The 23279-nt window shown below is 63.0% G+C and carries 17 protein-coding genes; 5 read left to right on the top strand and 12 right to left on the bottom strand.

Annotation, left to right across the window (positions count from 1 at the left end; translation table 11 throughout):
- The first annotated feature begins 37 nt into the window (after positions 1-37).
- Positions 38-1594, top strand: coding sequence for a Do family serine endopeptidase (locus tag DBR47_RS12900; protein WP_124450651.1), 1557 nt, complete (start codon positions 38-40; stop codon positions 1592-1594).
- A gap of 38 nt (positions 1595-1632) precedes the next feature.
- Here DBR47_RS12900 and DBR47_RS12905 read toward each other — a convergent pair whose 3' ends face one another.
- Positions 1633-4152, bottom strand: a complete 2520-nt coding sequence (locus tag DBR47_RS12905) for an Ig-like domain-containing protein (protein ID WP_197047039.1) — start codon at positions 4150-4152, stop codon at positions 1633-1635.
- Between the two features lie 215 nt (positions 4153-4367).
- Entirely contained in the window at positions 4368-5588 is a 1221-nt protein-coding gene (locus DBR47_RS12910) for an acetylornithine transaminase (RefSeq protein WP_124450654.1), read from the bottom strand.
- A gap of 130 nt (positions 5589-5718) precedes the next feature.
- Here DBR47_RS12910 and DBR47_RS12915 point away from each other — a divergent pair, with 130 nt between their 5' ends.
- Positions 5719-6687: a GlxA family transcriptional regulator gene (locus DBR47_RS12915; RefSeq protein WP_124450656.1), complete on the top strand. Its 969-nt coding sequence runs from the start codon at positions 5719-5721 to the stop codon at positions 6685-6687.
- A gap of 164 nt (positions 6688-6851) precedes the next feature.
- Here the strand turns inward: DBR47_RS12915 and DBR47_RS12920 are convergent, their stop codons facing one another.
- The 7 genes from DBR47_RS12920 to DBR47_RS12950 form a co-directional block, all read right to left on the bottom strand.
- The gene (locus DBR47_RS12920) at positions 6852-10190 is read right to left on the bottom strand and encodes an amidohydrolase family protein (protein WP_124450658.1); all 3339 of its coding nucleotides are present in this window, start codon (positions 10188-10190) and stop codon (positions 6852-6854) included.
- Positions 10191-10341: 151 nt separating this feature from the next.
- Entirely contained in the window at positions 10342-11445 is a 1104-nt protein-coding gene (locus DBR47_RS12925) for a phospholipase A (RefSeq protein WP_124450660.1), read from the bottom strand.
- 10 nt (positions 11446-11455) lie between these two features.
- Positions 11456-13735 (bottom strand): ATP-dependent DNA helicase, encoded by a 2280-nt coding sequence (locus tag DBR47_RS12930; protein WP_197047040.1) that lies wholly within the window; start codon positions 13733-13735, stop codon positions 11456-11458.
- The gene (locus DBR47_RS12935; protein ID WP_231512284.1) at positions 13732-14523 is read right to left on the bottom strand and encodes a hypothetical protein; all 792 of its coding nucleotides are present in this window, start codon (positions 14521-14523) and stop codon (positions 13732-13734) included. The genes DBR47_RS12930 and DBR47_RS12935 overlap by 4 nt, the downstream gene beginning before the upstream one ends.
- Before the next feature lie 100 nt (positions 14524-14623).
- Positions 14624-15313, bottom strand: coding sequence for an RES family NAD+ phosphorylase (locus DBR47_RS12940; RefSeq protein WP_231512285.1), 690 nt, complete (start codon positions 15311-15313; stop codon positions 14624-14626).
- A gap of 35 nt (positions 15314-15348) precedes the next feature.
- Positions 15349-15798, bottom strand: a complete 450-nt coding sequence (locus DBR47_RS12945) for an MbcA/ParS/Xre antitoxin family protein (RefSeq protein WP_124450665.1) — start codon at positions 15796-15798, stop codon at positions 15349-15351.
- A gap of 599 nt (positions 15799-16397) precedes the next feature.
- A complete protein-coding gene (locus DBR47_RS12950) occupies positions 16398-17420 on the bottom strand; it encodes a DNA-binding protein (protein WP_231512286.1) in 1023 nt (340 codons plus the stop codon).
- A gap of 111 nt (positions 17421-17531) precedes the next feature.
- On the opposite strand from DBR47_RS12950, the gene DBR47_RS12955 reads away from it, so the two are divergent.
- Positions 17532-18704, top strand: a complete 1173-nt coding sequence (locus tag DBR47_RS12955; protein WP_231512287.1) for a tyrosine-type recombinase/integrase — start codon at positions 17532-17534, stop codon at positions 18702-18704.
- A gap of 88 nt (positions 18705-18792) precedes the next feature.
- On the top strand, positions 18793-19578 hold the full coding sequence (locus tag DBR47_RS12960; protein ID WP_124450667.1) for a transferase: 786 nt from the start codon (positions 18793-18795) through the stop codon (positions 19576-19578).
- A 352-nt stretch (positions 19579-19930) separates the two neighbouring features.
- On the opposite strand, the gene DBR47_RS12965 is transcribed toward DBR47_RS12960, so the two are convergent.
- On the bottom strand, positions 19931-20941 hold the full coding sequence (locus DBR47_RS12965; RefSeq protein WP_197047041.1) for an aldo/keto reductase family oxidoreductase: 1011 nt from the start codon (positions 20939-20941) through the stop codon (positions 19931-19933).
- A gap of 74 nt (positions 20942-21015) precedes the next feature.
- Here DBR47_RS12965 and DBR47_RS12970 point away from each other — a divergent pair, with 74 nt between their 5' ends.
- Positions 21016-22194, top strand: coding sequence for a hypothetical protein (locus DBR47_RS12970; protein ID WP_124450669.1), 1179 nt, complete (start codon positions 21016-21018; stop codon positions 22192-22194).
- Between the two features lie 3 nt (positions 22195-22197).
- Here the strand turns inward: DBR47_RS12970 and DBR47_RS12975 are convergent, their stop codons facing one another.
- Together DBR47_RS12975 and DBR47_RS12980 are read right to left on the bottom strand one after the other, a co-directional pair.
- Positions 22198-22455, bottom strand: a complete 258-nt coding sequence (locus DBR47_RS12975; RefSeq protein WP_197047042.1) for a hypothetical protein — start codon at positions 22453-22455, stop codon at positions 22198-22200.
- A gap of 174 nt (positions 22456-22629) precedes the next feature.
- Positions 22630-23262: an ankyrin repeat domain-containing protein gene (locus DBR47_RS12980; RefSeq protein ID WP_124450671.1), complete on the bottom strand. Its 633-nt coding sequence runs from the start codon at positions 23260-23262 to the stop codon at positions 22630-22632.
- Positions 23263-23279 lie beyond the last annotated feature (17 nt).

The raw sequence follows: 23279 nt of genomic DNA on the forward strand, positions 1-23279 counted from the left end.
TTTCATCGCAATCCTCTTTGCACAAAGGAGCACATCGATGGACTCGACAAAGCAGAAGAACAGCAAGACTGAAATCATGGTGCCTCTGCGCCGCCTGGTGTGGGCTCTGGTGGCCAGCGGCGTGCTGGCCGCTGGTGGAACGGCCGCGGCCTTGCAGATGGCGGCCTCCGGTAAAACCGAGGCCGCGCCTGCGGCGCCAGCGACTCTTGCTGCGCCCATGCAAACTTCGACCGCGGCACCAGCTCCGGCAGCAACTCAAGCCCTGCCCGACTTCGCCCAGATCGCCGCCACCCAGGGCGCGGCCGTGGTCAATATCAGCGTGAGCGGCAGCGTCAAGACCGCGGGCCGCGTGGCAGGGCCGCAGCTGGATCCGAACGACCCCATGTTCCAGTTCTTCCGGCGCTTCCAGATCCCGGGCATGCCCGGTGGCCCCGGTGCGCCCGAAGGCCGCGAGATGCCCACGCGCGGCCAGGGCTCCGGCTTTATCGTCAGCAGCGATGGGGTGATTCTGACCAATGCCCATGTGGTGCGCGGCGCGCAGGAAGTGACGGTGAAGCTCAACGATAGGCGCGAGTTCCAGGCCAAGGTGCTGGGCAGCGACCCCAAGACCGACGTGGCCGTACTCAAGATCGAGGCCAAGAATCTGCCCGTGGTGACCCTGGGTAGCACCAGCACCATGCGGGTCGGTGAATGGGTGTTGGCCATCGGCTCGCCCTTTGGCTTTGAGAACAGCGTCAGCGCCGGGGTGGTCAGCGCCAAGGGCCGCGCCCTGCCGGACGAAAACTTTGTGCCCTTTATCCAGACCGATGTGGCCGTCAACCCGGGCAATTCGGGCGGTCCGCTGTTCAACACCCGGGGCGAGGTGGTGGGCATCAACTCGCAGATCTTTAGCCAGACGGGGGGCTACCAGGGCTTGTCCTTCGCCATCCCCATCGAGCTGGCCAACAAGGTCAGGCAGCAGATCGAGAAGACCGGCCATGCCCAGCATGCCAAGCTGGGTGTCAGCATCCAGGACGTGAACCAGGCTTTTGCCGATTCCTTCAAGCTGGACAAGCCCGAGGGCGCGCTGGTGGCCAATGTGGAGGACGGTGGCCCGGCCGCCAAGGCCGGTTTGCGCTCCGGCGACGTGATCCTCAAATTCAACGGTCAGCCGATTGTGGCCAGCAGCGATCTGCCCGCCTTGGTCGGCCAGTCGCAGGCGGGCGACACGGTGAAGTTGGAGGTTTGGCGTCAGGGCAAGCACGAGACGCTGAGCGCCAAGCTGGGCGACGCTGCGGCCAAGGGCCAGCGCGTTGCCAGCGAGGAAGAGGACGCCAGTGGCGCCCCGCAAGGCAAGCTGGGCCTGGCCCTGCGGCCCCTGCAGCCGCAGGAGAAGAATCAGTCCGGCATCCGTGAAGGCCTGGTGATCGAACAGGCCAGCGGCACTGCTGCCAAGGCCGGTGTGCGGCCAGGCGATGTGCTCTTGGCCGTCAATGGCTCGGCCGTCAGCTCGGTGGAGCAGGTGCGCAGCGTGGTGGCTGGGGCCGAGAAGTCGGTGGCCTTGCTGGTTCAGCGTGGGTCGGACAAGATTTTTGTCCCGGTGAAATTAGGCTGAAGAAGGGGCGAGCATGTAGGCAGCTGCACTTCTGATGATCATTGGCCAAGCGTCCTGGGTAGCGTGTGGGCCAGGCTGCGCCAAGCCCGACCTGCGCCCAGGGCTCGGCTGGCCAGCGAGGGTGGGCGTTGGTAGAAGACGCTGCCGCCCAAGACGATGTCGGTGCGCCCGTCGCCATTGAGGTCGCCAAACTGGATGTCCCTAGTACCGCCGTCGCCCGGACTGCGGCTGAACTTTTGAACCGCAATAAACTTGGCGTCTTGCCCTTGGCGCAGCAGCAAAAGTGTGTCGGCGGTGATGGCCAAGAGGTCTTGCTTGCCGTTGCCGTCCAGATCGAGGCTGCGCAGCGCGTCGATTTGTGAGTAAGTCTCCAGAGCCAAAAGCGTGCCGGGTGTGAAGCTGCCGTCGGGCTGCTGCAACTGAAGCTCGACTTGGTGAGAAGCTTGATTGCTGGAGGTGGTGAAGGCGATGTCGATCAAGCCGTCGCCATTGATGTCTATTGGGGTGGCTTGCGCATAAGCTGACCACTCGGGTTTGGCCTGACGCACAAAGCTGCCATCCGCTTGCTGCAGATACAGCGCCGGGCCGCTGACTTGGTCGGTGTAGATGCCCCCCAAGACCAGCAGGTCTTCACGGCCATCGCCATTGAAGTCTGCGACGGTGGGGGCGTTTTCGGCGTGGCCACGGGGCATGGCTTGCGGTGCTGCGAACACGCCCGGCGCTGTTTGGCGGATGAGCACGCGCACGTAGTCGGTGCCGTTGAATTTGTCGGCCACCACCGCCCGCAAGCCGCCATCGACAGCCATGCGTATCCAGGTGCCGCTGAGCAAGGCGCCGTAGTCAGGCGCACTGGGTGTGTTGACCAAGGCCAACTTGCCGACCTCGTTCATGCGCCATTGCTGGAACCCACAAGGGCCCGCCCGCAGCACTTCAACGCCGCGCTGTGCGGGCAAGGGGTTGGCTAGCAAATCGCCCATGCACTCCTTGCCATCGTCCCATTGCCCAGCAAGCAGCAAGCTGCCGTCGGCCTGTTGCACAAAGTATTTGAGTGAGGTCTTGCTGTCGACATACGGGTTCTCCACCCATTGGTAGAGCAGGTCGGCGCGCCCGTCGCCGTTCAGATCTGCGACCAAGGCACGGTAAGGCTTGACCGGGGCCAGCTCCATGCCCGGCATCAGACTCGGTGTGCCGAACAAGCCCGGGTCGGTGGTGAAATAGATAGACGTCCCGATGGCTGCCTCGTTGCCTGCGGTATCTTTGATCACGCGTATGTTGATCAAGTATCGATGGGCGGGCACCAGCAGGGCGCGCGGTTTGAGCGTAACAATTGAACCCTCGACCGTGATGTCTGCGGCTATGCCCGCGGAATCGGGGCCATACAGTGCAATCCCGGCTTGCGCAGTGGCGGCATCCACCGGCTCGTTAAAACGCAAGGTGATGGCGCTGTCCAGAGGCACATCTTTGGCGTCGGCTGCGGGGCTAACGCTCAGCAAAACCGGGCCGTCCTTGTCGATGCGGAAGGACCAGGCCTCGGCCGCCACAGGGTTGCCGGCCAAATCTTCGACGCGATTGGCCAAGCTAATTTTGTAGTTGCCGGAGGGCATGTCCATGGTCGGAGAGAAAGCCAAGCGGCGCTTGTCATGCCAGACCAGATTGCCGGTGATCGCACTGCCTGAAGCGTTTGTGACCAAGAGCGCATCGGCCGTGCTCGACAAGGGGTCCATGTCCTCGTCGAACGTCACTTCGATGAGGCTGAATTGCGCCGCACTGTCGGGTGCGGGGCTGCGCGTCAGTACCTTTGGGGCCACGCTGTCGCTGCGCCGTGTGCCTGCGTGGTAATGGCTCAGGGTTTGCTCGTGCCGCTCGACCTGCCCGTCGGCAAAGGTGTTGATGCTGCTGGACTTGAGCAAGCCCACGCCCTGCGCATACCAATCGTCAGACACCAACACGTTTTGCCCGCTCTTGCCGTTGGCACCAGAAGTGATGGTGAGGGTGACGGTAGATTTGACGTGCACCACCGTCTCAAACGTGCCGGCGGGAACGCTCAGGCTTTGCACGTCCGCCACGCTGGCTTCGCCCAGAATCTTGATGTTGTCGGGCTTGCCGTCGCCGTCAACGTCTTGGCTGATGGTCTTGTCAATCAGCTTGAAACTCTTGCCTGCAACCAGCGGCAGTTGCAGCAGAGTGACGCTGCCCACCGCCGCTTCCAGCGCACCGGCGTTTGGGCCGGGCAGGAGGTTGACGCTGTCCCCCAGTCGCTCCAGGTACTCATCCGCATCGCCATTGCTGTCTTGCGTGCGCCGCAGCATGGTGTTGTGACCGTCCACCAGCGCAGCGCTCAAGATGCGCACATGGGTTTCACCGTCGGTGCTGGACTGGTAGGTCCAGCGATCGCCCACGGCCAGGGGGAAATCGCTAACTGACGGAGCGGCAGGTGCCGGGCTGCTATTGCCACCACCACCACCGCCACCGCCACCGCCACAGGCCACGAGGCTGGCGGCCAGCAACAAGCTGACAAGGTGCTTGCGGGGGTGCTGCGGCATGTTCAATCTAGACATGAAGAAAGTCACTGGTGAAGGAGTCATGAGTCGGTCAGGCGTTGAACGCCATGCGCGCGGGTAGGGCGTCCAATACTGTAATGGCGCAGGAAGGGCCTATCCATCCAGCTTTCCCCTTGCAGGACCTGCTTCTCACTTCGCGGAGGCGCTCGGCGTGCTGCAAGCAGCAAGGTGGCGCACAAAAAAATCCCTCTATTTGGCGGAGAGGGTCAAGATCAAGCAGATCCACCAGTGAAGGCCGAAGGTTTGCTCATGTATATAGCGGTCTCACGCAGCGCTTGCCCCAGCAAATCAAGGCCTTGGTCGATCTCCGCTTCGGTGATGTTCAGGGCCGGCATCAAGCGCAGCAGATGGGGGCGTGGCGCATTGAGCAACAAGCCCGTGGGCGCCAGATTGCGTGCCGCGCTGACGACTTGCTCTGCATGATTGCCGGGTAGCACCAGGGCCCGCAGCAGGCCGGCGCCACGCTCACCGAGGAGGCCGTGCGTCTTGACTAATCTTTGTAGGCCAGCGGCCAGGTAGCGGCTGCGCTGGCGCACCGCGGCCAGAAACTCGGTCTGGCAAACCTCGTTCAAGACGGCCAGGCCTAGGGCCGCCATCAAAGGGTTGCCGCAAAAAGTGCCGCCTTGGTCACCCGGCTCAAAGCAGTTGAAGCGTTCTTTGCAAAGCAGGGCGGACAAGGGCGCGCCGCCGCCTATGCCTTTGGCGAGGGTGAGCAAATCGGGCTCGATGCCGTACATCTCGTAGGCGAAGGCGTGGCCGCAGCGCCCGATGCCGGTCTGCACCTCGTCGGCGATCAGCAGCAATTGCCGCTCCTCGGTCAAGGCACGCAGTTCCCGGACAAAGCCGGGGTCGGCCAGATTGACGCCCGCCTCCCCTTGGACGAACTCGATCATGACGGCGACGCTGCTTGGCGTGATCGCGCGCGCGACGGACTCGATGTCATTGAGCCTGGCCTTGGGGAAGCCCGTGGGCATGGGCGGGTAGATACGGTCCCAGCCCGGCTTGCCCGAGGCACTCATCATGGCCAAGCTGCGGCCGTGAAAGCCCCCCTCAAAGCCGATGATCTCGTGCGCACCCTGGCGCTGCTTTTGCCCCCAACGTCGCGCCAGTTTCACCGCCGCCTCATTGGCCTCGGTGCCCGAGCTGCCGAGGAAGACCCGGTCGAAGCAGCTCAAATCGACCAGGCGCTTGGCCAGATCCAGCATGGGCCGGTTGTAGAAGGCCGGGCTCGGATTCGTCAGCCGGCGGGCCTGCTCTGAGAGCGCTTGGGCCAGCACTTCCGGGCTATGCCCGAGGCTGTTGACGGCCCAACCTTGGATCAGATCGAGATAGCGCTTGCCGCTCTCGTCGATCAGCCAAGAGCCTTGACCTTGGGCGAACACAATGTCGGGTCGCTGGGTGATGGTGATGAGGTCTTGGCCCAGCTCAGTCATGCGGCTTTTCTCCTGTCGCTTGTTGGGTTGAAACAGTCGGCAGTTTGCTCAAACGACCGAATGTCAGCAATGACGCTGTTCCCACTTTTTCTGCCATGCTTGCTGGTGAGGACTGCTGTCAAAATTCGGCATGGCCTGCCGCATCGTTTTCCTCGTCTTCCCCGGTTTTCAGCAATTGGATCTGGCCGGGCCTATGGCCGTGTTTGAAGTGGCCCGCTTGCAGCAGCCCGGCAGCTATAGCTGGCGGCTGGCGGCCAGCGCCCCTGGTAGCGTGCGGAGTTCGGCGGGGCTGGACTGGCCGGTGCAGGCGCTGCCGCGCAGCGTGGGTGAGGGCGATCTGGTGATGGTGATAGGCGGCGATGGCGTCGATGCCGCCTGCCAAGATCGGCGCTTGTGTCTCTGGTTGCAGCGCGCGAGCCGCAGTGGCGCGCGCCTGGCCAGCATCTGCAGCGGCAGCCTTCTGCTGGCGGCGGCGGGTTTGCTTGACCAGCGTTGCGCCACCACCCATTGGTCCAGAAGCCGGCAGTTTGAGCTGGAGTTTCCTGCTGTTCGCCTGCAGCCCGAGCGTATTTATGTGCGTGAGGCGGCGGTCCGCGAAGCCAGCGGGCGGCGACCCGAGATCTGGACCAGCGCGGGCATGACGGCTGGCATCGATTTGTGCCTGGCCTTGGTCGCGCACGATTGTGGCGAGAGCGTGGCGCGTGAGGCGGCGCGCCAATTGGTGGTGGAGCGCCGCCGCCCCGGTGGGCAGTCTCAGTTCTCGCCCCTGCTGGATCTGCAGCGGCCCGAGGGGCGCTTTGGCGACTTGCTGGAGTGGCTGCGCCAACATCTAAACCTTGATCACCGGGTCGATGATCTGGCCGCAAGAGTCTGCATGAGCCCCCGGCATTTCGCGCGCTGCTTCCGTGCTGAAACGGGGGCCACGCCCGCCCATGTCATCGAGCGTTTGCGGGTAGACGCTGCACGCGCCGCGCTGGAAGGCGGCCAAGCCTCGGTGCAGCGTGTCGCGCAAGACTGCGGCTTTGGCAGCGCGGAGCGCATGCGGCGATCGTTTCAAAGGCTGTTGGGGCGGCCGCCGGCGGCGTTTCGGAAGACTTAGAAAACACCCCGTCCTGCTTCAGTCGGCGCGCTGGCAGGCGCGCCGTCCTTCGATGGGCGTCGGACAAGCCGCAGGGCTTGTCCTCGGTCCCAACTCAGCCTGGCCGCTTGTCGCGCGGCCAGTCCTTCGGAAGGCGTCGCAAGCCTTGCTTGCTCGGTCCTTCCTCAGTCCTCGCCATGTCCGTGCCCATGGCCCAACATCTCTTCGTCGATAGAGACGTCGGCATTGACGCCTTCAAAGAAGAAGGGTTTGCGGGCTTTGGCGCGGGAGACGACTTCGTTCATGCTGGGCACGGCGTAGAGGCGGCCGTTTTGCATCACATGGCTGATTTGGTCGCTCTGGCGTATGTCTTTGAGCACATCACCGCTGATGATGAGCAAGTCCGCCAGCTTGCCGACTTCCAGCGAGCCGAGGTCTTTGTCCAGGCCCAGATAGTGCGCAGGGTTGGCGGTGGCCGAGCGTATGGCTTCCAGCGGCTTCATGCCGCCGAGGCCAAACATCCACATTTCCCAATGCGCGCCCAGGCCTTCGCGTTGGCCGTGGGCACCGATATTGGTTCGGACGCCGGCACGCTCCAAGGCGGTGGCAGTCTTGGCGACGCGCACGACGTTGAAGTCCTCCTCGGGCGCGGTGAGGCGGCGCACGCTACGGGCTTCTAGCAGGGTGCGGGGCACGAATTTGGAGAGGATGGGGTGCTTCCACACATCCGTGTGGGCGTACCAGTAGTGCTCGCCGTCCAGGCCGCCGTAGGCCACGTTCAGGGTGGGGGTGTAGCCCACTTTTGTCTGCGTCCAGAGCTGGGTGACATCGTCGTACACCTCGGCCACCGGCAGGGCGTGCTCGATGCCGGTGTGGCCGTCGATGACCATGCTCATATTCAGCTGGAACATGGAGCCGCCCTCGGGCACCACCATCATGCCTGTTTGCCGCCCGGCCTCCAGCACCTGCTGGCGTTGCTCGCGGCGTGGCTGCTGGTAGCTCTTGACGCTGATGGCGCCGGCAGCTTTTTGGCGCTTCAGATGGGTCAGCGCATCGTCCAAGTTATTCACCACGGCCGTCACGCCGGCCTTGGCGCCGTAAAGAATGCTGCCGGTGGAGTAGATGCGCGGGCCGACGACCAGGCCTGCGCGTTGCAGCTCGGCCTGGCTGAAGATGTCGCCATTGCGGTTGGAGGGGTCGTGAATGGTGGTCAGGCCAAAGGCCAGCGAGGCGTAATTGATCCAGCTTTGCTGCGGGATGATTTCGCTCTCACCCATGCCACCATGCCAGTGCGCGTCGATCAGGCCAGGGATGATGGTCTTGCCGGTGGCGTCCACCCGTTTGGCGTCGGCCGGAATCTGCACCTGGGCGGCCGTGCCAATGGCCGCGATGCGATTGCCGTCCACCACGATCACGCCTTGCTCGATGACCTCGTCACCCTTCATGGTGGCGATGCGGGCGCCGGTGATGACGATCTTGCCGCTGGGCTTGTCGCTGGCCTGGCTGAAGCCAATTTTTTGCCCAGCCTCGCTGGGCTTGAAGGCCTTGGCGGCTTCTTCGCCTGGGGCAAAAGCGGCGGCCAAGTCGGTGCTGAACAACTCGTCGCCGTAAGAGAAATGCACCCGGCGGCTGTCGCCACTCCAGTGCATGGCTTCACCCGCATTCACGTCGAGTTTGCGCACCGGCAGGCCGTCCATCTTGGGGCCCACGCTGATGGTCTTGCCGACCCGAGGCAGGGGCGCCACATAGGCATGGGCGCGCTCCACAAAGCCCAGCCATTGGCCGTCCGGCGAGACACTGAACTGGCTGACGAACTCGCCCTTGGCGACATCGGTTTCGCTGCGATCATTGAGGTCGACGCGGATCAACTTTTGCTGTGAATCCACCTCGCTGGTCATGCTGGAGCGAGTCAGGTAGACGGCATCGTTGCGCTCGGCAAACTGTGGCGTGTCACCGCTCTTGGCGATGCGCTTAGGCGCCGTCTTACCATCCGCCGCCACCACAAACACGCCGGTCTCAAGACCATGCCAGGGCGTGGTCAGATAGCCGCCTTTTTCCTTTTTGAAGACAACGGTCTTGCCATCAGGCGAGAACTGGGGCGAGAGGTATTTGCCCGGCGCCTGGGTCAGCAGAGTTTCGCGGCCGCTGGCCAGATCGAGCTTGCGCACGCTGCCGAGTCTTTCGTCGTTCCAGGTGGTGTAGACCAGCTCCCGGCCGTCGCGCGAGAAGCTGGGGAAGAATTCAAACGCCTCTTTTTGAGCCGTGATGCGCTTGGGCGCGCCGTTAGGCAGATCTTTGACGTAGAGCTGACCCAGAGCGGAATAGACCACCCGCTTGCCATCCGGCGAAACGTTCACCCAGCGCAGCTGTTTGACGCCGAATTGATCGGGCGCCACTTCCTGGGCAAAGCGCAGGGCCTCACGCACCTCGCGCGTGTCCTTCACATGGAAGGGGATCTCGCTGGCCTGTTTGGCTTTGTCGGCTGCAAAAGGGTCAACCCGCCACAGCTTGCCCTTGGCCCAAACCACAATGGCCTTGGCGTCCGGCGTCCAGGCGAAGGCGGGGTAGACGCCGTAGACCGACCAGGACTCTTGCAGATCGCGCTCCAGCTCACCCCAGGCCGGGGCTTCGCGGCCGGTCTGCAGATCTTTCAGGAACAAGGTGCTTTGGTTGCGCACCCGGCGCACAAAGGCCAGGTATTTGCCGTCGGGCGAGGGCGTGGGGCGGATGGCGCCACCGGGGCCCTGCACGAAAGCCTCGACGGAGCCATCGCTCAGGTCCTGGCGGAAGATCTTGAAGATCTCCTTATTGCTGTCCTTGTTGTACTCAAAGCTGCGGCCAGGCGTGGTGTCTTGCGAGTAGTAGAGGAACTTGCCGTCGGCCGAGAGCGCGGGCTCGCCCAGGTCCTTCTGCCAGTTGGGTTTCTCGTTCAGCTGCACGCCCTTGTTGCCGGCGGCTTGGCCGTCCACGTGATAGAGCCAGATCTCGCCCGAGCCGGCCGAACGGGTGCCGGTGTAATGCTTGCGGGCGGCGATGTATTTGCCATTCGGGTGCCAGACCGGGTTGTTGAGCAGGCGGTAGTCTTCCTTGGTGACGGCGTGCGCGTTCGAGCCGTCAACATTCATCACCCAGATGTTGTCGCCGCCGCCGGCGTCGCTGACGAAGGCGATTTGCTTGCCATCGGGCGAGAAACGGGCCTGGTGCTCCCAGGCGATGGAATGCGTCAAGGGCTTGGCTTCGCCGCCGGCCAGGGGCAGCAGATAGAGGTCGCCCAGCAGGTCAAAGACCAAGTGCTTGCCGTCCGGGCTGACGTCCACACTCATCCAGGTGCCGGAGCGGGTGTCGATATTGACGGTCTTGGCCTCGCCGGGCGGCTTGTTCACGTCCCAGGCCTTGGCAGCGGGCTTGGGCTCAGTCTTGGCCGGGGCGGCTTCGGCCGCGACGCTGGTGTTGAGGGGGCTGGTGCAAGCCAGCAGCAGCGCGAGGGTGGCTGCAAAGACAGGGGTGTGAGAGTGATTTCGCATGGCCACCGAGCTTAAGCGCTGGTGGCTGATTGCCGCTCGGTGTTTGCACCTGCAAAGCCTTTGTTCATCGGCGTTTGCAGGGTTTTTTGGGCCGTTTTTGGACGGTTGTGCCCGTCACATGCCTAAAGTCACGCCAAAGCGTGGGACTGGATCACAGCCACTCAACCAGCGACACCCCTAAGCCCAAACGTGTTTGGCGGAAGTTGTAGTCGATCAGGCTGTCGCCATAACCGCTGAAGAGCTGCACATAACCGAAGAGCTGGCCGGCCAGGGGATAAGCCCATTCCAGTTGCAGCGAGCCGCGCGATTTGGCCCCACCGCGCAGGGAGTGACGGGCCTGCAGGGTCAGCACCTTGCCGCCAGCGCCATAGCTCAGCAGCACTTCACCACGGCCGATGTAGTCGCTGATGGCGGGGTTGTCGTCGGTGGCGGCGCTTTCAGGGATGCGCCACCAGGGGCGGATCTGCAGGGTCCAGTCGCCTTTTTCCAGACCGAACTCGGCAATCACCCGGTTCCAGCTGCGCGAGAGCGGGTCGGCCCGGCCATTGGACTGGTGGGTGAGCGAGAGATTGCTCATACGCCCCTTCCAGCCAAAGATTTCATAGGGCGTCTTGAAGGCGAAGATGGCCTCGGGTTCGTAATTGGTTTCGCGGAACGGCCGGGACATGGCGCCGTTGTAGACCTGCCAGCGCGAGCTTTGGGTGTAGCCAAACCAGAGGTCGCCATGCGAGGCGATCAGGCCATGCCAGACGCGGGTTTTCAGGCTGAGCTGGAACTTGCTCTCGGCGCTTTGCAGATGGGCCGACTCTTGATTGGTGTCCACGCCAGCGCCGACCCGGGCTTGCTCACTGAAAGGGGCTTCGTTGATTCGATTGGTGACCGATAGAGGCAGGACGTAGACCGGCTTGTGGGTGCGCGGAATGAAGTCATGCGGGCGCAAGTCGTCCGTCATATCCCAGCGCTCCAGCATGCTGCGCTGGCGGTGGCTGGCCAGCGAGGACGAAGGGCGGTCTGTGGGCGCGCTGAGCACGGGTGCAGTTACGGGTGCGGGCGCAAGCACAGGCGCGGAATTGACCACTGCTGCCGGCTTGGCGGCACGGCCGCTGGCTTGGTCAAAGCAGGCCAGGCGGGCCCGGTCATCGTCGATATCGCGGCAGTCTTGCGCGTTTGAGGCGGATTGGGCGAACGCCGGCCAGGCGCTGGCCAAGGTCAAGGCATAGACCGAGGCCAGGCGGAGGCTGTGCTTGTTTTTCATAAGCCTGTGATCATTGGTTTTGTAGGCCCCACCAGTTGGGCAGGAGTTGCTGCACCTGGGGGCTGAGGTAGCGATCATCCATCAAATGGATCACCCCTTCGTCGTCCACCGTGCGAATCACCCGGCCGGCGGCTTGCACCACTTTCTGCAAACCCGGAAAAACATAGGTGTAGTCATAGCCCTGGCCCAGCAAATCGTCCAGGCGCTGGCGGAATTGTTCGTTGACCTCGTTGACTTGTGGCAGGCCCAGGGTGGCGATGAAGGCGCCGATCAGACGCGCGCCGGGCAGATCGACGCCCTCGGAAAAAGAGCCTCCCAGCACGGCGAAGGCAATGCCCTGGCTCTCGGCGCTGAAGCGATCGAGAAAGGCCTGCTGCGCGCCTTCCGACATGCGGCGTGATTGCGCCCAGGTGGGCAGTTCGGGATGCTGCCGCTGCAGGGCTTGCAAGGCCTGCTCCAGATAGCTGTAGCTGCTGAAAAAAGCCAGATAGTTACCCGGCCGGGCCCGGTATTGAGCCGCCATCACCTGCACCAGGGCTTGCAGTGAGGCCTCGCGGTCACGGTAGCGGGTGGAGATATGGCCGGCGATGCGCAGCTGCAGCTGCTCGGCCCGGAAAGGCGAGGCCACATCCATCCAGGCGGTGTTCTCAGGCAGGCCCAGCAGGTCCAGATAGAACTGGGTGGGCTGCAAGGTGGCGGAAAACAAGGTGATGGCCTGCGCCGTCTCAAAGCGCTCTTTCAGGAAGGAGGCGGGCACCACATTGCGCAGATGCAGGCGCAGGTTTTTCTTGTTGCGTGAGAAGGCCCCAGGCTCGGCCGTCTCCAAGGTGGCGTCGCACAAGGCATGGGGGCCGAAGGTCTCGGCCATGCGGGTGAAGTGCAAGGCCTCAAAGTAAAAGCTCTGCAAGGCCTCATCGTTATCGGCAGGGTGCTCGACCCAGTACTCGGTGATGCTGCTGACCGCCTGCTGCAAGGCCGTCAGCAGCGGCGCCGGGATCTCGGCATGGACCTGGTAGGGCTCGGTCTGGGCCTTGGCCAGCTGAGCCCAGGCTTTTTTGACCCGATCCAGCGGCTTTTTGAGCGCGGCCGGTGCCGTCTTGCTGAGCCAGTTTAGGGCTTGCTGATCCAGCTCGGCGGAATACATTTTGCGGGCGCGTTCGACCAGGTTGTGGGCCTCGTCCACCAGCACGGCGAGCTTCCAGCCATAGGCTTGCGCCATGCCGTGCAAAAGCGCGGTTTGGTCAAAGTAGTAGTTGTAGTCGCCCACGATCACATCGGCCCAGCGCGCCAACTCCTGGCTGAGGTAGTAGGGGCAGACTTGGTGTTCACGCGCACAGTCTTGCAGGGCTTGGCGGTCCATGCTTGGCAGCTGAATGGCGGCCACCCGGGCGGCGGGTAGGCGGTCGTAAAAACCTTGGGCCAGGGGGCAGGACTCGCCGTGGCAGGCCTTGTCGGGGTGCTCGCAGGCCTTGTCTTTAGCGACCAGTTCCAGCACCCGCAAACGGGCCTCGGGCTGATGCGCTTGGAGTGTTTCCAAGGTATCTAACGCCAGGCCGCGGCCCGAGGTCTTGGCGGTGAGGAAGACGATTTTGTCCAGGCCTTGCGCGGGCGCGGCCTTGAGCAAGGGGAAGAGGGTGGCGATGGTCTTGCCGATGCCGGTCGGCGCTTGGGCCAGCAGGCAGCGGCGCGCCACCGCCCCTTTGTAGACCGCCTCGGCCAGGCTGCGCTGGCCGGCGCGGAACTCGCCATGCGGGAAGCTCAAGCGCGTCAAGGCCTCGTCGCGGGTCGCGCGATGGGCAGTCTCCAACCGCGCCCAGCCCAGGAAGAACTCGCATTGCTGTTTGAAAAAGGCTTGCAAATCGAGGGCGGTGGCACGCTCGGTGAACACCGTCTCGGTCTGGCGATTGACATCGAAATACACCAGGGCCAGCTCGATGCTCTCCAGCTCCAGGGCCTGGCATTGCAGGGCGCCGTAGACCTTGAGCTGGGCCCAGTGCAGGGCGCGGTGATTGGCGGGCATGGATTCCAGGCGGCCCTTGAAGGTCTTGATTTCTTCCAGGCGTTGGCGATCCGGGTCGAAGCCGTCGGCGCGACCTCGCACCTGCAAATCTTCAAACTCCCCACTCAGACTGACTTCGGACTGATAGCTGGCCGGACGGCGCCCCACCACCAGGGCATGGCCTTCAATGCCTTCCAGCGCACTGGGTGCGGGTGTGAAGCGCAGATCCAGGTCGCCGCGCTTGGCACTGAACTCGCACAGGCTTCGCACGGCTACGGTGTAGGGCTTCACGGCGCGTGCTCGTCTTGCAGATGGATTTGCTCGGGCCCCGCGTCTTGCTCATCCAGGTCTGAGCGAAAGGGTGTGGCCTTGGCCAGGGCCAGCCAAACGGGGAAGGGCAGCTCACAAGCTTGGTGCTGAGCCGGGCGGGCCAGCTCCAGCCGCGCTTGTTCGCCCTCGCCCACCAAGAGCCAAACGCCGAATGCCTGCGGAACCTCCTCGAGCTTGGCGATGCCGGCCGGGAAGACGTAATAGACCTCGCTGCACAGCCATTGGTAGGACTCACGCTTGGCCGGGTTGCGCAGATCGGACTGCAGATCGGCCCGGCTGACCTTGATCTCATGCACAACCGGGTGCAGATAGCGCTGCACCGAGCTGTTGCGCAGGGAGAAAACATCGGGCCGTGCGATGCGCCATTTGGCTTTGGCCGCGGGTGGCGATTCGCCAGCCAGCTCTTGTGGCTCCAGCAAAGCTTGCTGCAGCTGGGCCGCACTGGCGTTTTGCAAAGCCGGGTCGGCCTGCACTTGGGCCCGCAGCGACAACTCGCGCCAGACGATGCGCCCGGCCGCTTGCAGCTGCTTGGCCACTTTCTCGGCCAGCTGGTCATGGGCGCTCAAAGCGCGTTTATTGAGCTGGCGCGAGCGGGCCAAGACATCGACTCCGGCGGCGCTCAACCTCAGCTGGCGGGGTCGGTCTTCATGGCCAGGGGCTTGCGGTGCCCATTCCAGCCAGCGCGCGGCCAGCAATTCCAACTCAATCGGGTCTTGGCAAGGCCAACCGGCTGATCGCCAAATCTTCAACAAGCGGCTCAGATGGACGCGGCTTGGCTTGAGCTCGAGTGGAGGGCAGGGCGCTTCTTGCATGACTGTATAAGTGTACAGTGCGCGTCGCGGCAAAAATTTAGATCCGGTGGTGATCCGACTTCAGGTACCACTCGTGAATGCCCTGGCCGTCCCAGCGCAGGGTGACGTGCTCGGCCTGCCTAGCAGGCGGCTGGGTGGCTTTTGGGTTGAACAGGCCCAGGCATTGGCCGCCCGCATGGCGCACGCTGTCCCAGACCAAGCCCAGGCTACCGCTCTGGCGCAGCTGGGCGCCTAACTGGCGTGCGGCACCGTAGTTTTCAGAATCGAACAAAGCTTGGTATTGGGCCTGGGCTTGCAAGCCGCGCAAATCATGCAGCAGGGCGCGCACGCTGACCCGGTAGCAACGCATGTCCACATCGATGGCCGCCTCCTGGGTGCGGGCCAGAAAGCGGGCCTGGTGGTAGCTGACCTCGGCCACGGCGGTTTCCAGCGAGGCGGCGGCGTAGTAGATGCCGTAGCTGCCGTCCGAAAAGCGGCTGCCTTCGGGGTTGAGATGGGTGAAGGCAGCCATGATGGGGCTGCAGCCGGGGCCGCTGATGCGCTGCTCCGGCGGCACCAGGACCAGATCACCGGCCTCGTCGCGCAGGCGCGGGTTGCCCAATGACTCGATGGCAAACACGACCTCCAGATCGGCCGGGTCGCCGACCCGCTCGAACAAGGTGATAGGTGGAAAACGGCTGGGCACCAAGCGGCAGGAGTCGGCCCAGAACAGCTCCTGAAGCGCCAACCCGGGACCTTGGCTTCTATTCTTAGCAGCAGGCATCAGGCCACACCGCCGCGCTGAGCATCCAGATACTGGCGCACCACGAACAGATCCGAAACCTGGCCGGCCAGCATGCGCTCCAGTGCGCTGCGGCCACCAAACAAGGGTGCGGTATTGGGCTTCTTGACCCAGGCATCGGCCCGTTCGGGGATGGGCAGAAGGATTTGCAAGCCAGCGTAGATGCCAAAAATATGGGAAAGCCGCTCCAACGTGGCGCCGTCCAGTCCCGCCTTGATGCGGCCGGCCTTCCAGTCGAAGAAAGTGCTGCGGCCACAGCCTAGCAGTTTTTGCTGTTCCTCATTGCTCAAGTCCCAGGCCTGGACGATGCGAAAAAAGGTACGCAGCGCCGCCTCGGCGGCCGCCGGGCTGTGCAGATCGCCGGAGGCAGTCCTTTCCTTGCTGGATTTGCCGGCTTTGCTGGGCTTGATGGCCTGGGCGCTGAGTGACATAGAAACTCCTGAAACAGATCAGATGCTGGGTGGGCATGGTTGGGAGTCTAAATCCAAGACTGGATCAAATCAAGAATTTAGTCCGATAGCGTATTTGCATATCGGTAAATGATCACTGCCTGCGCAAGAACTTTTTCATTGTGACCAAGGCGGAGCTGAGCGACCAAGGGCTGTAGAAGCCTGGGCCTGGGCAGCGCTTGACTCCTTGCTATTGGATGTGAAATGGCAAGCGCCAATGAGCGGTCTGGGGCGTGAACTTGCAAGCAAACAAAGGCGGCAGTCTTTTCTTTGATTGTGTGGGCGTAGCTCGTTGCGCCGGAGAACTGTTGGCATTGGAGGAATGAGGGTGCGTGGCGACAGTAGTGAAAGCGAATCTTGCGACTGGCGCGGCCAGAAGACTCAATGAGCCGAGGCGACTGGCTAGCTTCCTGCTTGCGCACTAGATTATCGACAATGTGTATTATGTAAAATAACGGAAGAACTGAAACCTCCCTCAACGTCCCAAGTGCGACAGAGAGTCAGAGGTTCAAACCGTTGAAGAGCTTCGCTCAGTCCAGGCATGCAAGACCCAAGAACAGATCGCTGAGCTCCTGCAGGACTCAATCCATTCTCCGTTTGGTCCTGCCTGATTTTGGGCTGGGTGCCGGTGCAGGCACAGGTTTGAACTGCTCCAGCAAGGTGCGCAGCGTTTGCGCTTCGCTTTTGAACTGCGTGGCTTGCTCTTGCGCAACCAGCAGTCGCTGGGCCTGCTCTTCCGCGCTGGCCTGGAGGCGGCTGAGGCTGAACTTGGCGGACTCTAATTCGGCGCTGATGCGGCTGTGTTGCGTGGCCAGATCCAGGGCCTTGGCTTGCGCCTGGCGTTCCGCCTCTGCTTGTTTGGTACGCAAAGCCTCCAGCTGCTTTTCGGCATTTGCGCGCGCGACTCGTTCGCGGTCGACTTCCAGCAAAGCGCGGCGTTCGGCGCCCACGGCGCGTTCTTCGCTGGCGGCGATCGCGGCGCGGCTTTTGTCCAGTTCGGCAGCGAAATCGGCGCGAGTCCGCTCTTGTTGAAACATCAGCTCATTCACTTGGCGCTGCAATTCGTCGGCGCGGGCCAGGCTGGCGGCGTGTGAGCGCCGTTCGCTTTGCAAGTCTTCAATGAGGGCTTGATGCTCCGCCCGCAGATCAGAAGCAGCCGTCCGCAGATCAAGGATCTGGGTTTGCAGGCCTTTGTTGCTTGCCTCTTGCGCGGACAGTTCGGCCAAGGCTTGATCGGCGGTGGATTGATGCTCCAGGCGCAGTGCCGCTAACTCAGCGCGGGCCAAGTCCGTTGCCTGACTCCAAAGCGTTTGCACGGCATCGGCCGCCGCTTGCTTGAGGGCATCGGGCAGATCGGGATGATCGATTTGCACCCGGGCCTTGCCCCTCAACTCCTCCCAAAACTTGGCCAAGGCCTCGGCCGGCACATTCATCGAGCCTTTGCGTACGTACTGATAGAGCTTGGCCGCCGTGGGCGCGATGCCATGCCGGAAGAACAGCAAGGCGCAAACCTCCCGGTACAGGGCCTTGGTTTCGCTGAACTGGGCCTTCAAGGCCTCGATTTCGGCCTGAATCATGGCCTGGGTCTCGGTTTCTGTACGCATCAATAAATATTACAACGTAAAACGTATAATTCAAAGACTTTCAGATTAGTCTTTGGACATAATTACCATAATGTCCACAATTGGCAAGAAGCTCCCTTTGGAAACCATCCTGTGTCAGAAATCGTCTCTCTTGAAGTCCTGAAGCCCTCTTCTGCCCTGGACGGCAGCCACGGCGTGAACCGCGGCAGCGGGCCCATGCAAATCGATGCCCAAGATGACCGCTCGGCCATCCTGGCCTGGTTGGCTCGGTTTGCGGATTCCCCGGCGACGCTGAGCAGCTATCGCAAGGAATCCGAGCGCCTGCTGCTGTGGTGTGTGCTGCAGCGCGAGCTCGCTCTTTCGAGCCTGCGGCATGAAGACATGTTGGCCTACCAGCACTTTCTGGCCGACCCCTCCCCTGCACACATCTGGGTGATGGCACCTGGGCAGAAGCCGGCACGCAGTTCGCCGTTGTGGCGCCCTTTCGCCGGGCCTTTGAGCCCTCAAAGCGTGCGCCAAGCTCTATCCATCATCAATAGCCTGTTCAGCTGGCTGGTGGCTGCGGGCTATCTGGCGGGCAATCCCCTCGCCCTGGCGCGGCGCAAGACCAAGCAGCGCTCGCCACGTGTCACCCGCTTTCTGTCCATGGATCAATGGAAGCAGGTGCGCATCACCATCGAGTCCCTGCCCCAGGAAACCGAGAGGCAGAAAGCCCAGGCGGCGCGGGTGCGCTGGTTGTTCTCCCTGCTCTATATCGGTGGGCTGCGGGTCAGCGAGGTTTGCGACGGAAAAATGGCGGGCTTTTTCTGCCGCCCCGGCGCCGACGGCAAGGACCGCTGGTGGATGGAGGTGACGGGCAAAGGGGAGAAAACCCGGCTGATCCCAGCGACCACCGAACTGGTCAGCGAATTGATGGCCTACCGCCGCTCCCGCGGCCTAAGTCCCCTCGCCTCCCACGATGAAACCACGCCCTTGTTGCTGCCCTTGATCGGCGCGCCCAAGCCCATGGCCAGAACAGCGGTGCATGAGATCGTCAAATCCGTCATGGAGGCCACTGCGGCCCGACTGCGCCTCAGCGGCACGCCAGAGGCCGCGGCCGCTGCCGCCCATATCGAACAAGCCTCCACCCACTGGATGCGGCACACGGCGGGCAGCCATTTGAGTAATCAGGTGGATTTGAAAGTGGTGCGAGACAACCTGGGCCACGCCAATATCTCAACCACCAACACCTATGTGCACGCCGAGGACGACAGCCGCCACGACGCCACGGCCGAGGTCCACAAGGCGGGTTGGACATTGCGCTGAACATGCGCGGCATCGGTCTGCCCGCGCCGGCCTGATGTCGCCCCTTTTTACCCCCCGCCTACAATGGCGGTTTGCTCGGTATTCGCCCATGTCTGACTCTGCTGACAGCGCTTTGCACGTCAAACCTTATGTGTATGAGGCCAAGGGACTCAAGGCCCTGCACTTCTCTATCCACGAGATCCAGAGCAGCATGCAGACCGCGCGGCCCTTTGCGCTGGAACTGGAGTACACGCGCGCCATGATGGCGTTTCTACTCCTGATACCGGCCCCGGCCACGCTGGCGATGATTGGCCTGGGCGGCGGCTCGATGGCCAAGTTCTGCCACCGCTTCCTGCCGCAGACCCGCATCAAGGTGCTGGAAATCAATCCCCACGTCATCGCTCTGCGAGAGGCCTTCGAAGTGCCACCAGATGACGAGCGCTTCTTGATACGCCGGGCAGACGGTGCGGAGTTTGTTCGGCTGCCACCTTATCGTCAGGATGTCTTGCTGGTCGATGGCTTCGATGACCAGGGCCAGCCACCGGCGCTTTGCTCCCAGCGCTTCTACGACGATTGTTTTGAGACCTTGTCCGATGATGGCCTGATGGTGGCGAATCTGCATGCGGGGCACAAGCATTTTGATGCCCATCTGGCCCGCATCGAGCGCAGCTTTGGGCCAGACCAGATGCTCTTCATCAAAGACAGCGAGCGCTCCAATGCGGTGGTGTTCGCCAGCAGAGGCCCGCAATTGCAGAGCTTCAAGTCAGCGCCACTGCGCCAACCCGCAAATTTCGACGCCGAAACTTGGGCCGACATGATGCCGGCCTTCGCCCAGTTGGCTGCGGCCGTCAAGGCCAAGCAGGCCTCGAGCGGCGAGCCAAGCTTCAGGCCCTGAGATCGAGCAAAGTGCCCGGGCCCACGGGGGCTGGTGTGGGTGCCGGCGCAGGAGCCTGGACGACACCGTTTTGAGCTGGCCGGGGGCGATCAGATTGTTCGCCAAGCAAGGCAGGCTGCGCTTGCTTGCCAGGCGCGCCGGCTTGAGCCCCTGTCAGAAGGCCCTTGGACTTGGTGGCCCCCTTCTCGTGGGAGGGCAAGCAACCGCCCGGGCCGCGGCTGAAGCCGGTGTTGATGGCCATGCTCATGGTGAACTCCAAAAATGTCCAAGGGGCTGATCTTGCGACCGTGAATGGCGCCAGAAGCCGGGAAAAGCAGGCCCAGAGTTCAGCTTCTCTCAATTCATTAAGGCATCAGGGCAAGGGGTGAGCCCGCGCAGCCAAATACAGGCGGTACCAATCCGCGCGACTCATCGTCAAGAGCGCGGCCTGCGCACAAGCACGTATGCGTGAGGGATCGGCACTGCCTACAAGCGGCTGAATGCCGGCCGGATGGCGCATCAGCCACGCCAGCAGCAAGGCCTCGGCAGACTGCTTCTGCTCTGCCGCCATAGACTCCACGAGTGCAGCGCATTGGCGCTGAGCCTCAGTGGCATCTTTTGGAAGACGCCCACTGAACATGCCGCGCGCCAAAGCCCCCCAGGCCTGCAGCTGAACACCGGCCGCGCGGCAATAATCCAGGGTGTCCAGCCAATCGCCTCGCCCGGCGCGTTGGGCAGACTGCGGGTCGTTGAAGCTGACGCCTGCCTCCAGCCAGTCCAGCTTGGCCAAACTCATCTCCAACTGGTTGACGAGCAAGGGTTGATCCAGGCTGGCTTGCAAGCTGCGCAGCTGCGCCGCCGCCATATTCGACACACCCAAGTGCGAGACCTTGCCTGCCGCCCGCAAGCGGGCAAAGGCGGCCGCCACCTCATCGGCTTCCATCAAGGGGTCGGGCCGGTGCAGCAGCAAGAGGTCCAGATGCTCGACCTGCAGGCGTCGCAGAATCGCCTCCACACTGGCTTCGATATGGGCAGCGCTTAGGTCGTAGCGGTGGGGGCCAGCCTCATCGGCGGGTCGGATGCTGCATTTGGACTGCAGGGTGAGGCGCTGGCGCAAGGAGGGCTGACGTTTGAACAACTCGCCCATGCATTGCTCGGCCTTGCCGCGGGTGTAGATATCGGCATGGTCCAGCTGCGAGATTCCACTCTCCAGGGCCGCCTCCAGGGCGGCATGGGCGGCGGCGATATGGGCCTCTTCCACGGGTTCGGCATTCCAGCCACCGCCCCAGCCCATGCAGCCCAGCACCAGGCGGCTGACCTTGGGCAGATGGGCGCGCAGGGGGAAGGCGGGCTTGGGGGTTTGAATCGTCTTGTCGTCCTGCACTTTGAGGTCCTGAAGCCACGGGGGGCTCTATTGAACCTCAATAAGATGCAGGCACTTTGAAGACAGGAGCACGCATGAGCACGGACAAGCTGAGGGTGATGATTTCAAGCCGCTGCAAGCCTTACCAGACCGAGGCGGGTGCACTCTTTCCCTTGGATCGTTTGCGCCAAAGCATCCAGAAAACACTGAACGAGACCGAACTGCTGGGCCAGCCTCTGTTTGAGTGCTGGATCAATGAGCGAGAACCGGCCAAGCCCGCCACCCTGGACGTTTGGGACGAATGCATGAAAGAGGTGCGGCGCGCCCATATCGTGATCGCGCTTTACAACGGCGACGCCGGCTGGTGTGCGGAAGGCGGCGATGGGGGCGAGTTGGGCATCTGCCATGCCGAGCTCAGCACGGCTTTGCAGTCCGGCCGCGACCGTGTCTTCATGTTGAACCTGCCAAACGCAGCCGAATGCGGCGAGGCCAAGGACCGTCGCTTTCAAGCATTCGTCCAGCAGGAGCTGAGCTTCAACGGGCCACCCGCCCAAAACGAGGCCGAGGCCCTGGCCAAACTGAGCCAGACCCTGGCCGAAGCGGTGACCCGCTTGGCGCGCGAGGGCAGCAGCCAGTTGCGCAAAGGCAGTTATGCACTGGGCCAGGCCCTGGCCTGGAGCCGTATGAGTTTTGCCCAGCGCAAGCAGGAGATGGAAAACACCGTCAGCCAGGCCTTGTTGGAGCGTTTTGAGTCGGCCTCCACCTGCTCGCTGGGCGAGTTCGACGCCGGTGGCCTCAGGCTGCTGCTGCAGATCGAGGGTCAGGTCTTGCTGATGACGGTGCATGCCGTCCCTGCACCGATGACCACCGCCGCCGCGAGGGAGATGGTGGGCCGGCCTTTTCTGGCTGACCACCAGGTGATGACGGTGGACGAGGCCTTATTGCCTGTCAGCAGGATTGGCAAGGCGCTGAAGTTCCAAGGCCCGGTGCATCTGATCGCCTGCCATCGCAGCGTGACCGAGAAGCAGGCCACCGATATGCTGGGCTACCCCGATGCGACGGTGGTCAGCACCGGCTTTGGCGTCTATGTGCTGGACCCTGTGCAAAGAGTACAGCTGATCTTGCTGGCCAATTGCCGCGATGCCAGCTCTAGCCGTTATGCGGTGCAGCGGTTTTTTGACTGGCTCAAGCGCTCGGCGCAGGCGCCTGAATTCATCAAGCACGCCCAGGCGCGCTCACGCATCGTGCGGGCGATTCAGAAAGAGCAAGGCTGAGTATCAGCAGATCAGAGGCGAGTCGCCTTCGGCCGAGTCCTCATCCTCGTCCAAGGCTTCCAAGACCTCGACGGCCTCGTCCACCAGATGGTCGAACTCGGCCAGGTCCACCGCCAGGCCCTTGGGGATCAGGGGCTTGTCCAGCGGGCGGTACACGCGGCTGTGCAGATGGGCCAGGCGCTCGGAATGCTCCATGGCTTGAACAACGCTCTCGGGGTTCAGGAGCATGGCGAAGGGACTGACCAGTGCGGGGCTCAACATGTTCATTCTCCTCAGAGGTTTACGGCAACAAGATGTAAACAACTGTAGAGAGCGCCCTGGCTTTGGCGTAGTCGGCCCGCTGCCAAAGGCTTTGTCAGGCAAAGTCCTAGGCGCTTGCTGCTCGGCAGCCTGACCTCTGTCAGGCTAATCGGGAGCCTCAGCGGACGACAAAGCTCAGCGCGCAGCCGCTTCGGCCAACTGTTTTTCGACCCGCTCACGATCGGCGCGGCGGGCAAAGTCCAGGGCACTCAAGCCCTGGGCGTTGCGAGGTGTGAGCTGCGCACCGGCCTTGATCAGCAATGGCGTCAGGTCCAACGCCCCGTAGCCGGCGGCCATCATCAAGGGCGTCGTGCCATTGGGCGCACGGGCCTCGATATCGGCGCCTTGTGAGATCAGCCACTGAGCCACGCCGTTGTCTGGCCCGCTGCAGGCGTAGTGCAGCGGGGTCCAGCCGCCTTGATTGATCTCGGCACCCTTGGCCACCAGCTTCTTGACCCAGTCCAAGCGGCCCTTGATGGCGGCCAGCATCAGCGGCGTCTCGCCCTTGGCATTGCGGGCCTTGATTTCCAGGCCCGGATGGGTCAGCAGGGCGTCGAAGGAGCGATCCGAGTCTTCCTTCATCGCGGTAGCCAAGGCCTGGCGGCCTCGGGCATCCAGGGCGTTTGGATCAACACCACGCAGCAGCAGCCTGAGCACGGTGCGGCCATCATCCATCTCGGCCGCCATCACCAAATCATCGATGTCTGCCGCCTGGCTGGCCAGGGGCAGGCCCGCGATCAAGAACAAGGCCCAGCGACGAGGGATCATGGCGAGGCGCTCCTGCA

Origin of the sequence: Paucibacter sp. KBW04 (assembly GCF_003852425.1) — a bacterium.
In the GTDB taxonomy this organism is placed as follows: Bacteria; Pseudomonadota; Gammaproteobacteria; order Burkholderiales; family Burkholderiaceae_C; genus Paucibacter_A.

Coding starts and splice junctions, on each gene's coding strand:
- DBR47_RS12900 (WP_124450651.1), top strand. CDS start 38: ATGGACTCGACAAAGCAGAAGAACAGCAAGACTGAAATCATGGTGCCT.
- DBR47_RS12905 (WP_197047039.1), bottom strand. CDS start 4,152: ATGTCTAGATTGAACATGCCGCAGCACCCCCGCAAGCACCTTGTCAGC.
- DBR47_RS12910 (WP_124450654.1), bottom strand. CDS start 5,588: ATGACTGAGCTGGGCCAAGACCTCATCACCATCACCCAGCGACCCGAC.
- DBR47_RS12915 (WP_124450656.1), top strand. CDS start 5,719: ATGGCCTGCCGCATCGTTTTCCTCGTCTTCCCCGGTTTTCAGCAATTG.
- DBR47_RS12920 (WP_124450658.1), bottom strand. CDS start 10,190: ATGCGAAATCACTCTCACACCCCTGTCTTTGCAGCCACCCTCGCGCTG.
- DBR47_RS12925 (WP_124450660.1), bottom strand. CDS start 11,445: ATGAAAAACAAGCACAGCCTCCGCCTGGCCTCGGTCTATGCCTTGACC.
- DBR47_RS12945 (WP_124450665.1), bottom strand. CDS start 15,798: ATGTCACTCAGCGCCCAGGCCATCAAGCCCAGCAAAGCCGGCAAATCC.
- DBR47_RS12950 (WP_231512286.1), bottom strand. CDS start 17,420: ATGCGTACAGAAACCGAGACCCAGGCCATGATTCAGGCCGAAATCGAG.
- DBR47_RS12960 (WP_124450667.1), top strand. CDS start 18,793: ATGTCTGACTCTGCTGACAGCGCTTTGCACGTCAAACCTTATGTGTAT.
- DBR47_RS12970 (WP_124450669.1), top strand. CDS start 21,016: ATGAGCACGGACAAGCTGAGGGTGATGATTTCAAGCCGCTGCAAGCCT.
- DBR47_RS12975 (WP_197047042.1), bottom strand. CDS start 22,455: ATGTTGAGCCCCGCACTGGTCAGTCCCTTCGCCATGCTCCTGAACCCC.
- DBR47_RS12980 (WP_124450671.1), bottom strand. CDS start 23,262: ATGATCCCTCGTCGCTGGGCCTTGTTCTTGATCGCGGGCCTGCCCCTG.